This window comes from Legionella lytica (assembly GCF_023921225.1).
Lineage (GTDB): Bacteria > Pseudomonadota > Gammaproteobacteria > Legionellales > Legionellaceae > Legionella > Legionella lytica.
The window spans coordinates 891,723-905,008 of record NZ_CP071527.1 but is presented as its reverse complement, the minus strand read 5'-3'; the positions used below and the strand labels follow the sequence as shown (position 1 = coordinate 905,008).

Sequence of the window (13,286 nt, the reverse complement as noted above, 5' to 3'; positions counted from 1 at the left end):
TTTAAGCTCCTTCTTTGGTTTGATTAAGCGATAGTCTTTGTTCCCGCCAATGTTCGATGGCGTTGTACACCGTAGGCACTACAAACATATTCAATACCGTGGAGGTAAATAATCCTCCCAAAAGCACTTGTGCTAAAGGTCGCTCCAATTCTTTGCCTGCAGGAGAGCCCCACAATAGGGGGAATAAACCCAATGCGGCAGTGGCTGCTGTCATTAAAACAGGAACTAATCGATCAAGGGTTCCGTAAATAACCACCTCGTTACGTGTTTTGCCTTGTAAGCGCAATTGATTGTAATGACTGACCAAGATAATTCCATTACGAGCAGCGATACCAAATAACGTAATAAAACCAATCATCGCAGCGACACTCATCTCGCCACTGGCTAAGAATAAGGAAATGACCCCACCAATAAGAGCGAGTGGTAAATTGAACATGACCAATAAAGCTTCGCGTACGGTACCAAAAGCTTTATGCAGCAATATGAGCATTACAAAAATAACTAAGCCGCCAAAGATTAAAATGACACGCGATGCCTGTTGCTGACTCTCAAACTGCCCACCATATTGAATGAAATAACCTGCTGGCAATTTAATTTTTTCCTGAACTTCAAGCTGAACATCACGAATGACACTTCCTAAATCACGTCCCTGCACGTTAAAACCGATAACTAATAAACGTTGTACGTTCTCACGATTAATAGCAAAAGGCTGAGGCTGAACATTAATATCCGCTACCGCGCGCAGGGGAATTTGGCTCGCGCTATTTTCGCCGGTACCGTGGGCATCAATGAGCATGTTTTGAATGGCTTTTACGCTATCGCGATCTTGCGCTTCCATGCGCAGATACAAATCAAAAGTGCGCTGCCCTTCCAAGACAGTCGATGCACTTACCCCATTTAAGAGAACTTGTATATCTTCCGAAATTTGACCCACATTAACCCCATAGCGTGCGGCTTTTTCCCGATCAAGCTGAATCACCAATTGCGGCACTTTAATTTGTTGTTCTTTATTGACGTCTACAACACCCGGAATAGTTTTCAGTACCGTTTCTAGTGACTGACCTAATTCATTTAATGTGGAGAGATTATCACCAAAAATTTTAACCGCCACCTGCGCTCTGACTCCAGAGAGCACTTCATCCATACGGTGCGCAATAAACTGACCCACATTAAATACTGCTCCTGGAATATTGGCTAAATCTTGACGTATGCGACGTAACAGCTCATCGGGCGGCATCGACTTATCCTTATCAAAATCAAGGCGCACATCAAATTCACTGACATTCGGTGGCAGGGCATCTTCGTCTAATTCGCTACGTCCTGCGCGTTGTGCAATAGATATAACTTGTGGGTAACGTAGCAACGCCTTTTGTACTTGTGTGCCTAGTCGTACCGATTCATCAAGAGAGGTACCTGGTAGCGTGGTCATCGCCACAATAAAATTACCTTCATGAAACTCAGGCAAAAAAGAAGTGCCAAAGAAAGGTAATAATGCTAATGCAAAAACAAAGGCTGCTAATGACATCAAAACTACCGCCTTACAATGCGCTAAAGCCCATTCCAAACCGACTAAAAAATGGCGCTTGAGCCAAATCACAAAACGCGTTTCTTGCTCATGAGATTCTTCTTGTGTTGCCACTTCATAATGGCGTTCCGTTTGTGATAATGCATGTAAGCTGACTCCTTCATCCTCTTTTTTCTCTGAGCTGCGAACCAATAGCAAATAACATAGTGCTGGAACCATGGTAATGGAAACCACTAAAGAGCCTAAAACAGAGGCAATATATGCAATTGCTAAGGGGCTAAAAATTCTCTCAGCAATACCTGACAAAAAGAAAATAGGTAAAAAAACAAGGCTAATAATAACCGTGGCATACACGACAGAGCTTCGAATTTCTAATACCGCATCAAAAACAACCTCTATACTAGGAAGCGGTTTTTTCTCCTGTCGGTTGATGCGTAAGCGGTGCACCACGTTTTCAACGGTGATAATTCCATCATCCACAACCTCACCAATCGCTATCGCCATCCCACCTAAGGTCATGGAATTGATACCAATACCAAAAAAATGAAGCACCATAATTCCAACAACAAACGAGACAGGCATCGACAAAAAAGTTATAAATGAAGCACGCCAATTCATTAAAAAGAGAAACAGTACAGCAATAACAATGATGGCTCCTTCTAACAAAGCCCTTGTTAAATTTTGAATGGCTGACTCAATGAAATTCGCCTGGCGAAATACATCAGTAATTAGGGTAACGCCTTTGGGCAAAGAAGCTTTGATATCGGACAGTGCCTTTTCAACTTTCGCAGTGGTCGTCACCGTGTCAGCGCCATAGGCTTTAGAAATGGTGCCAACAACTGCTTTTTCTGTATTGTAAGCCCCATCACCGCGTTTTATTTCACCGCCAAAAGCAACGGTTGCAATGTTATTAATAGTGATTGGCACACCATTACGCACAGTAATCAGCGTTTTTTTAATGTCCTCAAGCGTTTGAATACGTCCCAATGTGCCAACAACAAGCTCTGTTCCTGCTTGATGTAAAAAAGCACCCGGTACGTTTTGGTTGGCTGTAGTCAGTGCTTGGCGCACGTCTTCAACACTGATGCGATAGGCTAACATCCTCTCAGGAATAAGTCGTACCTGATATTGCTTTACCTCACCGCCAATAGACACGACCGAGGCAACACCACCAAGTGCTAGAATACGAGGTCGAATCGTCCAATCCGACAAAGTACGTAAGGTCTCAAGGCTGTCTGTTTTGCTGACTAAGGCATACTTTACCAACCAACCCACAGCAGAGGTTACTGGCAACATAACCGGTGGAGTAACTCCCGGAGGTAATGCACTCGTTGCCTGTTGAATACGCTCATTCACTAACTGCCTATTACGGTAAATATCGGTTTGATCATCAAAGACCACTGTAATCGTAGAAAGTCCCACTGAAGTTTTAGAGCGCACGCTAGCAACTCCAGGAGTGCCATTAATAGCACTTTCTAAAGGATAAGTGATTAAGGTTTCCACATCTTGTGTTGCCATGCCAGGAGCCTGTGTTTGTACCACCACCTGTGGCGGCGCAAACTCTGGAAACACATCGACTGGCATTTGCTTTAAAGTATAACCACCTAATATACAAAGAATTAGAGTAAGCGCTAAAACCAAGGGGCGATTATGCAATGACCAAGCAATGAGACGTGTAAACATTAATGGCTCTCCTTAGTATTTTCCTTAAGTTTGCCACTGCCACTGAGCCACATAGTATATAGCTCTCGATTTCCCTGAATAACCACCTCATCTCCCGGAACTAAACCTTCAAGAATTTCCGTGTACTCATCATCACTGGCACCTTCATGAACTACAACACGGTCATACGTCATCCCATTGCGTACAAAAACAAAACTCTGACTATCAGCTTGCAACAGAGCTTCGTTAGGGACCGTCAGAGAGGCTTCATTGCGACTTAAAACCACACTGGCACGAACAAACATTCCAGGCTTTAATAGGTCTTGTGGATTAGAAAGACTAATGCGCACATTAGCCGTACGTGTCAATGCATCAAGGTTAGGCTCCATTAGAAGCACTTTTCCAGGGAAGTTTTTTTTGGGATAACTTAAAGGATGAATAGTAACAGCTTGCCCTGTCTTAATTTTTCCTATGTCCTCTTCGTAGACTTGTGCAACCACCAATAATTGGTCACGATTACTGATGTGAAATAAAACGGTATTAGGTTCAACTGCTTGTCCTAAATTGACATTACGTACATCAATCACTCCTGCAATAGGTGCTTTTACCACGACACTGGGTGGAGGATTACCAATTAATCGTGATTGTACTGTTGCCAAACGTTGACCCACAGTAACTTTATCCCCTAAATTAACATCAATCGCACTGATAGCCCCACTAATACGAACACTGACATCTGATTGAGCATCCGGCCACAGCTGAATTTGGCCGTTCAAATTAAGTAATTGTGCCATGGGGCGGTTAGTCGCTTCAGCAACCTTGATATCCAACATGTCAGTTTGCGCTTTGGTAAGCTGCACAGGCCCTTTAGCCCCTACATCACTGACCTCAATTTCATCACCATGAGCCCAAAGAAGTGAACCACCGCCAAGCAACAAAGCTATTAAAAGCGTTTGCATTCCAAATATCTTTCGCACACCTCGTGTCATGTCAATTCCTTTTTAAGATAAATAGTTGCAGGGTTTTACCGCACTTGTTCCAATCGCAGTACACAATGCCACGTAGTTTTGTAAGTACTTTTCAAGATTGGTGAGATAAGCCAATTGCACGTCATTTTGTTGCCTTTGAACTTGTACTAAATTCAATAATGACAATTGCCCATTTTTATAAGCTGTATTGGCCAATTGCACATTTTTTAATGTGAGCGGTAAGGACTGTTTTTGAGTCTGGTCTATCGTATGCCGCAAAAGCTTTAATTGTGCCAATTGACTACTCACCTGTGTTTCGATATTTAAATTTAAAGCACGTAAGGCCAGAATGGCTTGAGTTCCTGTGGCACTTGCTTCGGCAATCAACCCTTGATTTTGGTTAAGCAAAGGCAAAGGAACCGAGAGGCTCACCCCTAATGTGCGATCTGCAGATTGAGGTTCACCACCTTCAACCACAATTTTATCTTGCTGAACACCCAAGCCTACAGTCCAATCAGCAAAACGCTCAGCACGAGCCAACTGGACATTCGCATTAGAACGATGAATAGTTAAGAGCAATGCCTGGCGATCAGGCCTATTTTTTAAGGCAATTGCTATTAGGGCATTCACGTTTGGCCAGGAATTATTTTTTGGAGGATTTAAGTCCAGTCTTAAAAGGGCATTAGAGGGCCGCCCTAATAATTGATTGAGCTGCGCAACTTGTGCGATTTTGGTGCTTTCTAACAAATGCTTTTCTTGATGGATGCGCTGATATTCGAGCTGTGCGGTATTGAGATCTAACTCAGAGACTTCAGCAACCTGATAACGATTTTGCGTGACGGCAATTAACTGCCTGTTTAAATGAAGTAAATAGTCCTGTTGTTTTAACCGACCTTCGGTAACAACTAAACTATAAAACGCATTGGCCACATTAGCAGATAACTGACGCTCAGCTTCTCTAATTTCAACCATGGCTTTAGCCACATCAATCCGCGCTACCTTTTTTTGTCGGGCAATACGTCCCGAAATCGGAAAGGCCTGTGTAAATCCTACGGTTCGTGAGTACTCCCCTTCATTATTAAAGATTCTATCATCATTGTTGTTGAGATTAAGGCTGGGATTGGACCAGAGTCCCGCCTGAACCAGACGTGCCTGCGCTATAGATACATTTAAACGTGCTGCTTTTAAATCACGGTTTGCACACAAAGCCATTTGAGTCACTTGTTTTAAAGTAAGCTCGCCGGACTTTGCCCACATAAGAGTGGGCTTTACCAAAAACACCATTATTAAAATTATCCCTGTGCATAATGCATCCTGTTTTTTCATTTTCTTTCACTTAGAACGTTTAATTTAAGACCGCGTAATCGCAGTGCGTTAGCGATCACAGAAACCGAACTCAACGACATAGCAGCCGCTGCAATAATAGGACTCAATAATAAACCTGTTATTGGATATAAAACGCCAGCGGCAAGCGGTACTCCTAACCCATTATAAACAAAAGCAAAAAATAAATTCTCACGAATATTTCGCATGGTCGCTGCCGATAAATGACGGGCTTTAAGAATTCCTTCCAAATCACCATGCAACAAAGTAATCCCGGCACTTTCAATTGCAACATCGGTTCCTGTTCCCATCGCAATACCAATATCTGCCTCAGAAAGTGCGGGAGCATCGTTAACTCCGTCCCCAGCCATTGCAACCACGAACCCTTTATTTTTTAATGCGCGGACTTGCCGACTCTTCTCTTCAGGCATTACTTCTGCTATTACATTCTTGATGCCGAGTGTGTTTGCTACGCTCACGGCTGTTTTTTTACTATCTCCGGTCAGCATGTAGACCTCTATCCCACTTAGATGAAGTTCATCAATAACCCTTCGGGTATTTGATTTAATAGGATCTTGCACAACCAAAATCGCAGCTATTTCTTTATCTCTTGCTACAAACACCACAGTTGCACCTCTAGCCCGCTCTTCATCAGCAATTTTGGTTAACCCAGGATTATCCTTTATACCCAATTCATGAATGAAACTATGAGAACCAATGGTTATTTGATGGCTACCTACTTTACCTGTAACCCCTTTTCCCGTAGGGGCATTAAACTCCTCTGCAGACTCAAAAAATAATTTCTGCTTTGTTGCGGCATCAACAATTGCACGAGCTATTGGATGCTCACTCAGCTGCTCAATTGAGGCAGCCATGGCGAGTATTTCTTGTTCTTTGAATACATCAATAGTTACTATACGGGTAAGTGTGGGACGTCCGACTGTTAATGTTCCTGTTTTATCCACAACCAACACATTGACCCTCTCCATCTGTTCCAAGGCCTGAGCATTTTTAATCAAAACCCCTTCTCGTGCGCCTTGCCCTACACCAATCATAATTGACATTGGTGTTGCTAAACCAAGAGCACAAGGGCATGCAATAATTAAAACCGATACTGCGGCAATCAAACCATAACTAAGTGAAGGTTGTGGTCCTACTAATGCCCATACAATAAACGCTAAAACTGCAATCAAAAGAACAATAGGTACAAACCAGCCCGATACTTTGTCCGCTAAACGCGCAATAGGAGCACGACTTCTTTGCGCCTCACTCACCATTTGCACAATGCGTGAGAGCATAGTATCGCTTCCCACATGTAAAGCTTTCATTACAAAGCTTCCCGTTTGGTTCATCGTAGCACCGATGACTTTGGCACCCACCTCTTTACTCACAGGCATCGGCTCACCCGTCACCATTGATTCATCAATGTAGCTTTGTCCTTCCATTACCTCACCATCTACGGGTACTTTTTCGCCTGGGCGTACACGTAATAAATCACCAACTTGAACTTTTTCTAATGAAACCTCTTCTTCCGAGCCTTCTTTTCCAATACGATGAGCCGTTTCCGGAGATAGGCTCAATAAGGCACGAATTGCACTTCCAGTTTGCTCTCGTGCTTTTAGCTCAAGAACCTGACCTAATAGAACCAAGGTCGTAATGACTGCAGCAGCTTCAAAATAAACAGCGACATGTCCATTTGCTGTTTGAAATGCAGCTGGAAACAAGCTGGGTACTAAGGTTGCAACCACACTATAAATCCAGGACACGCCAATACCCATAGCAATTAAGGTAAACATATTTAGTTGACGTGTTTTAAGAGAATAATATCCACGTTGAAAAAAGGGCCAGCCACACCATAAAACTACCGGGGTTGCCAAGGTTAGTTGCAACCAAGTAGATAACCCTGCAGGAATTGTATGTGCTAGAAAATGACCGCCCATCTCCAAGAGAAATAAAGGTAACGTCAAAATGAGTGCTATCCAAAAACGGCGTCTCATATCCCGATATTCTGAACTGACCTCTGCTTCAATACTCATTGTTTCTGGCTCTAAAGCCATACCACAAATAGGGCAATTACCGGGCCTATTTTGACGCACCTCTGGATGCATGGGGCAAATATAAAAACCACTTGAGTCCCTTATTTCTGCATCGTTTGGTATTTTAGGCGTATGGCAACACGAAGCAGACTCTGCTTTTGCAGTATGGTGTCCCGTGTGATGATGATTGTTCATAATGCACCTATTCGTATTTTTTTAATAACTCAATAATTTCATTCAATTTTTGGTCACGCGTGTTCTCATCATTTAATGTGGCAATGTGACCTAAGCAACCCTTAATATGAGTATCTAAAACACTTAGTTCGATGGTTTTTAAAGCACTGCGCGCCGCACGAATTTGTGTTAAGACATCAATACAGTAGCGCTTCTCTTCAATCATTCGCTTAATGCCTTCAAGTTGGCCAATTGCGCGATTTAGACCGTGCAATTCTTTTTCATGAGTTGAGTGTTTATTCATATTTTTCTCCTATACCCCTATAGGTATATACCCTGCATGGGTATATGTCAATTGATTCACCTAAAATATTTTATAAATAATAGCTTGATCAACAGATATTCTTTTTGATCAAAAACTTGAGATACTTTGAATTAGATACATCGGGAATCATTAGGATCGTAGAGGCATGGCGGGTTATGATTCATTCTTAAAACCCATTTGTGTTACATTATGTGTCTGAATAATTATCGCTGCAGATATCTGGCGTTTGTTAGTCAAATAAAATATTACTTTGCTAAAGATAATGGGATTTGAACCAAATTCCTGATAACAATAATAATGTCAGTCAATGGCCTCTGCTCTAGTTCATTTTTTCTCAAAAAAGCTTTCCACATTGATTCTCTGGTTGGGTCATTGGCAAACTCATCGGTTAGGCCGATAGGTAGCTCTTCAAGAACGGTCATGCCTCGACGAGTAAATGTAGCTTGTATGGCTTGAGCTAGAACATGATTATCCAACTGCTCATTACTTAATAGCACATAAAGATCCAAGTAGTCTTTTAATCGACTATTCGCCATACCCAATAATGCAATAGCATGCAATTTTTCTGCAATCACCGTATAAATTGGATAAGTACGGATCTTAGGGGCAGGAAGATCATTAAGAAGCACGGGATAATGGGCATCTATTGGACCAGGTGTAACTGCATCACCATAACCAATATCAATTTGTATTTTAATCTTTGCTTTAGCTAATTCCCCAAATAATTCAACTCTTGCTCCAGTATATCCTCCTTCTTTTTTTATAGTGTCTACCGTCACTGATTCAGATAAAAAATTTATTCCATCATCTCCAGAGATGCTGCAGATTTTCCTGAACGTTTGTTTAATATACGCTAGATCATTTTCACCAAACCCCAATAAATCAATATCTTTAGTGGGTCGATGGGGCATGTCATACCAAAGGTTAAACAATAAAGCACCTTTCAATAAAAACTGATTAGAAAAGTCTGATGCTCCAATCCGATATAACAAACGCTCTAGCCCGTAACGAGTCAATACCGCATTAAAATCAGAACCTTCTTTAACAGCTATATTTTTCAAACGTGAGCGTACAGACTCACCAATATTTTTTGTCATTGAATTGCCTCAATATAAGGACGCATTACGTTTGCAACGCGACAAATTTTCGCATAATGCCATAGTTCATCAACTGTAACTTTATTCTTTGTATAAGCCTCTTTAAGTGCTTCAATGGCTACATCAAGTCCAATTTTATTGCGATGTTTGAAACAATCTGCAATAGTCTTGCCACGGTTATACACCCTTAGTCTAATATTATCTGATTCTATAATTTCAATTCCTTCACTAAAGGCTTCATCGGAATATTGCACCATTTTTAGCGGAGGATAATCCATTTTTGGCGCATGGCTCCCTTTTGGCATAGCTATCCATACTTTTCGAGGTAGCTGTGTTGTTAGATCATGAATCTGCAAAGCAGTTAGCAGGCAAAACACTGCTTGAGGTACTCGGCTTGCTATAATAACTAGGCTTTCTTTTTCTGAAAACTCAGTCTCGGGCAAGCAATAGAGCCCAGAAGCGAGTTTTTCAAGTTTGTTTTCGCTAACAAGCCTTGAAATGGTCGCTCTAGTGATCCCCCTTTCGGTTAGATCGGACATTCGAACAATGCCGGTTTTACTAGCCATCTGGAGTACTTTTTGTTTATAGGTAGCTTCAGTCTTCATATTTAAAGTATGATACATAATTTCGTTAATTACAAATAAATAACGAATATTTGTATCAAATGATCTACATTTTATCTTATTCATCATTACGTCTCAAATAGTCATTTTTATTAAAACCAAATGACTTTTCCAGTAAAATGCCAATAAAGTTGCAAAAATATCCTTGCGTGAGATTTGCGTGTTTGAGTACGACACTGTTATACTCTGTACGACATTTGTAGTGGTATCCCGTTGCAAATTATTACTTTAAAATCAACGAGTTAATTTTAAGGCTGGGGGCTCATAATCCGTTGGTCCTAGGTTCAAGTCCTAGTGGGCCCACCAATAAAATCAAGTAGTTACGTGTAGTTCGAAAAAATAAAAGACCTCTGAGGGGCACTGATGGGCACTTAATAATAACAAACAGCAACTCTTCACCACAGTATTCAACAAAAATTGCATCTTGCAACAAATTTAAAATGACTATAAAAATCCGAGCAACTGAAGAACGAGACTGGATAATCTTAAAAGAAACTCGTCTCGCAGCCCTTCTTGATACCCCAACAGCATTCGGAGTAAGTTGGCTCTTTCCCATTTAAGGGGGCAGCTATAATCACCCGCAGAGGACCTTAACACGGACTCTATAGTTTTCAAAATTCCTAAACCCATAAGCTCTTCTTTGAATCAATTTCATCTTTCGATGAAACCCTTCTGTTATTCCATTAGATTTGCTAAATCGCCACATTCTAGCCACCTTATCTTTCCAAGAGGTTAAGGTCCTTCCTAATGAGACTAATGCCTTAAATCCACTTTGTTTTAATTCATCCAGCATACCCAAGAAGGTAGGTATCACTTGGCGACAAGCACGCTGAGTTAATGCTCGTTTCATTAATAGAACATGAAGCTGTTGCTGAAATTGATAGATGGCATCAATCGCGGGGTTCTGAATTAAAAACGCGTCTCGTTTAACTTTCTTTTCTGCACTTAAGTTATCTGGTCGGGTTCTAAGCAGAGCCAAGATACCCCTATTGCTTTTTATCTGACTGGATAGTTCTCGATAAGTCATCATGCATTGATGGTGAATTAAACGAACTACATGAAATCTATCCGCCACAATCAGGGCATTAGGGAAGTGCTTTTTTATTATCGAACGATACGTGCTACTTAAATCCATACAAACTACTTTTACTCGTTCTTTTCCAGGTAACCGCTCTAGATAATCCTTCAAGTCGCCTTCACTTCGTCCCTTTACCACATCATATATTTTATGGTTTTTTCAGGTCACAAAAGGTAGTGGCAAATCCCTCTTTTTTACTAAAGAAGTGTTCATCAATACCCAGTACTGTAGGACAGGGTTTATTGATTAACTCTCGATGTTGTTCCTCATAATGGCGTTGATACCAACGTTCTATTGTCGCTTTACCTTTCTTATAGCGCTCGGATAGGTCTTTTTGAGAGCCCCCTCGGCTGTGCTCATGAAATACTGCCGCTTGGGCTCGCCAAGTCGAACGTTGGTGTTTATTTATTCCAGGGAATTGTTGATTACCACAACGCTTACACGCATGACAATACAACTTATACGCTTTAAATCTTAAGATAGTTCTTCGATGACCTATCAGCTCATGATGAACCTCTCGAGTATAAGCCGACTTCTTTCTAACTTGTTTACTTTGACAATGACCACAACGCGTTAAACCACTATAGCGAACATCTAAGAGTAAAGGTTGATAACCACTCACTTTTACTATAGTAAATCCAGGTAAATTTAGGATAAGATTATATTTCGGCACTTTAATTTCCTTTTGACCGCTAAATCAAGGACTTAGTCTAGACTAATTTAATTAAAGTGCCCCCTTCGTTGGGGTAGAGCCAAATAATTACCAGAACCTTATAGCTGCATTGGACACACTAAATAATGCACCATTTCTTACGAATGTAGCAAAGATGCTTTTGGAAGAAATGAATGAAAACTCATTACTCTATAGAGAATTATTAATATGATTATAGATGAATTAAAGGCGCGCTTTAGGCTTTTTTCTATTCAGCCTTATCTCTATTTTGCCTTAAGTGGCATTTTAGCGACCTTAGGCAATGGATTAATTTATATTACAGTATCCTGGCTTGCTTATGAGAAAATGCATTCTATTAGTGGGATAGCCTTAATGATGTTTTGTATTTGGTTACCCACAATACTATTTGGTCCTTTTTTTGGTGTATGCGCAGATAAATATAACCGTAAAAATTTAATGATTATGTCCAATATGGTTCGTGGGCTGGCTGTTATTGTTTTTGTGATACTTTATTACTTAGGCTTATCAACAAATATTTTTGTCCTGGCCATATGTCTGGGTATTTTTGTCTCATTTTATATGCCAGCAGCAGTACCCATGATAAGTAGTATTGTTCCAGAAAATGATTTAATGAATGCCAATGCAACTGTAGATATGCTTTATGAGCTAGGAACAATCATTGGAATGGGAGTAAGCGGATTTTTGGTTTTATATTTAGGACTGATGAACACTCTTGCCCTGGGTGGGTTATTATTTTTATTGGCTGGAATATTTAATTGGCTCATGCAATGCAAACCAGAACACTGCTATGGAACACCTAATAAAGAAAAAAGTAGTTTTGTAGATGACTATGTAAGCTCCTTACACTATCTGAAAGACAATCCGCGCCTTCTTGGAATTTACGCAATCCAAACGTGCATCATGATACTGTTAATGACTATCCCCATCCTTCTTCTTCCATACACAAAAGAAGTGCTGAAAGTAGGCGCAGATAAATTTTCAATTTTAGAAGCCCTTTTCTCTATGGGGGTTTTTATTGGTTGTCTGATATCACCTATATTATGCAGATTAATTAAAATAAAACGAACCCTGTTACTACTCATGATTGGTATAGCATTAGGTCTGCATATATTCTCAATTAATGAGAATATAATAATCAGTTATATATTCTATTTTATTATTGGTTTTGGTTTATCAAGCTGGGCCTTATCTCTAACCCAAGCTCAGCTTCTTGCCGATAAGACATTTCAAGGACGTTTGCAATCAACTTTTAATAGTATTTCAGGGCTAGGAGTTCTCGCAATATACTTGCTCATTACATTCCATACTGAACTTCTTGATATCCAAAAAATGTATAACTTCCAAGCAATAATAGCTTTATGTGCAATTGTGATTATTTTAATGGTAAAAGAACATGTTATCGAACCCACAAACAATAAATAGCAAAGGCTCTACGCTAACTTCTGCTGAAAGTATTTGTTATCATAGTGTACATAACTACGTATTTGAACAACTTTCTTTGGTACTTTGTGAAGGAGAAAAAGTAGGTCTTATCGGGCATAATGGTTGTGGAAAATCTACTCTATTAAATATTCTTGCAATGCGTCTTCATGCTCAAAATGGCCAGGTAGCCCATGCAAATAATCTTAAATTTTCTTTTGTTGAACAAGCCAAAACAAAACATTGTTCTTCCCCTCTCCTTAGCTTAATTTAGCTCCCTGCTAATTAGCTTTATTGGACGAATTTTTGAGGCTGAACATGACTTTTTATTATTCCCACATAAATTTACTGCGGTAACAGTA

At 40.4% G+C, this 13,286-nt stretch carries 9 protein-coding genes and 1 pseudogene; 2 read left to right on the top strand and 8 right to left on the bottom strand.

Annotated elements, in window-relative coordinates:
• Position 1: 1 nt before the first annotated feature.
• The 8 genes and pseudogenes from J2N86_RS04020 to J2N86_RS03985 all read right to left on the bottom strand — a co-directional run bounded on the left by J2N86_RS04020 (position 2) and on the right by J2N86_RS03985 (position 11,484).
• A complete protein-coding gene (locus J2N86_RS04020) occupies positions 2-3,208 on the bottom strand; it encodes an efflux RND transporter permease subunit (RefSeq protein ID WP_059428265.1) in 3,207 nt (1,068 codons plus the stop codon).
• A complete protein-coding gene (locus tag J2N86_RS04015; protein ID WP_127057527.1) occupies positions 3,208-4,146 on the bottom strand; it encodes an efflux RND transporter periplasmic adaptor subunit in 939 nt (312 codons plus the stop codon). Before J2N86_RS04015 ends, J2N86_RS04020 begins: the two co-directional genes overlap by 1 nt.
• 42 nt (positions 4,147-4,188) lie before the next feature.
• Positions 4,189-5,481, bottom strand: a complete 1,293-nt coding sequence (locus tag J2N86_RS04010) for a TolC family protein (RefSeq protein ID WP_127057525.1) — start codon at positions 5,479-5,481, stop codon at positions 4,189-4,191.
• On the bottom strand, positions 5,478-7,709 hold the full coding sequence (locus tag J2N86_RS04005; RefSeq protein WP_059428261.1) for a copper-transporting P-type ATPase: 2,232 nt from the start codon (positions 7,707-7,709) through the stop codon (positions 5,478-5,480). The genes J2N86_RS04010 and J2N86_RS04005 overlap by 4 nt, the downstream gene beginning before the upstream one ends.
• A gap of 7 nt (positions 7,710-7,716) precedes the next feature.
• Positions 7,717-7,992, bottom strand: a complete 276-nt coding sequence (locus J2N86_RS04000) for a metal-sensitive transcriptional regulator (protein ID WP_059428260.1) — start codon at positions 7,990-7,992, stop codon at positions 7,717-7,719.
• Between the two features lie 266 nt (positions 7,993-8,258).
• Positions 8,259-9,110, bottom strand: a complete 852-nt coding sequence (locus tag J2N86_RS03995) for a nucleotidyl transferase AbiEii/AbiGii toxin family protein (protein ID WP_059428259.1) — start codon at positions 9,108-9,110, stop codon at positions 8,259-8,261.
• On the bottom strand, positions 9,107-9,802 hold the full coding sequence (locus J2N86_RS03990) for a type IV toxin-antitoxin system AbiEi family antitoxin domain-containing protein (protein WP_238584207.1): 696 nt from the start codon (positions 9,800-9,802) through the stop codon (positions 9,107-9,109). The genes J2N86_RS03995 and J2N86_RS03990 overlap by 4 nt, the downstream gene beginning before the upstream one ends.
• A 505-nt stretch (positions 9,803-10,307) precedes the next feature.
• Positions 10,308-11,484, bottom strand: a pseudogene (locus tag J2N86_RS03985) (ISL3 family transposase).
• A gap of 207 nt (positions 11,485-11,691) precedes the next feature.
• On the opposite strand from J2N86_RS03985, the gene J2N86_RS03980 reads away from it, so the two are divergent.
• A complete protein-coding gene (locus tag J2N86_RS03980; protein ID WP_252581110.1) occupies positions 11,692-12,927 on the top strand; it encodes an MFS transporter in 1,236 nt (411 codons plus the stop codon).
• The gene (locus tag J2N86_RS16105; protein ID WP_289781842.1) at positions 12,899-13,198 is read left to right on the top strand and encodes an ATP-binding cassette domain-containing protein; all 300 of its coding nucleotides are present in this window, start codon (positions 12,899-12,901) and stop codon (positions 13,196-13,198) included. Before J2N86_RS03980 ends, J2N86_RS16105 begins: the two co-directional genes overlap by 29 nt.
• The last annotated feature ends 88 nt before the right edge of the window (positions 13,199-13,286 follow it).

Bases quoted from the DNA above. Each gene is read 5' to 3' on its own strand.
- J2N86_RS04010 (WP_127057525.1), bottom strand. From the start codon at position 5,481: ATGAAAAAACAGGATGCATTATGCACAGGGATAATTTTAATAATGGTG.
- J2N86_RS04020 (WP_059428265.1), bottom strand. From the start codon at position 3,208: ATGTTTACACGTCTCATTGCTTGGTCATTGCATAATCGCCCCTTGGTT.
- J2N86_RS04005 (WP_059428261.1), bottom strand. From the start codon at position 7,709: ATGAACAATCATCATCACACGGGACACCATACTGCAAAAGCAGAGTCT.
- J2N86_RS03995 (WP_059428259.1), bottom strand. From the start codon at position 9,110: ATGACAAAAAATATTGGTGAGTCTGTACGCTCACGTTTGAAAAATATA.
- J2N86_RS16105 (WP_289781842.1), top strand. From the start codon at position 12,899: ATGTTATCGAACCCACAAACAATAAATAGCAAAGGCTCTACGCTAACT.
- J2N86_RS04000 (WP_059428260.1), bottom strand. From the start codon at position 7,992: ATGAATAAACACTCAACTCATGAAAAAGAATTGCACGGTCTAAATCGC.
- J2N86_RS03980 (WP_252581110.1), top strand. From the start codon at position 11,692: ATGATTATAGATGAATTAAAGGCGCGCTTTAGGCTTTTTTCTATTCAG.
- J2N86_RS03990 (WP_238584207.1), bottom strand. From the start codon at position 9,802: ATGATGAATAAGATAAAATGTAGATCATTTGATACAAATATTCGTTAT.
- J2N86_RS04015 (WP_127057527.1), bottom strand. From the start codon at position 4,146: ATGCAAACGCTTTTAATAGCTTTGTTGCTTGGCGGTGGTTCACTTCTT.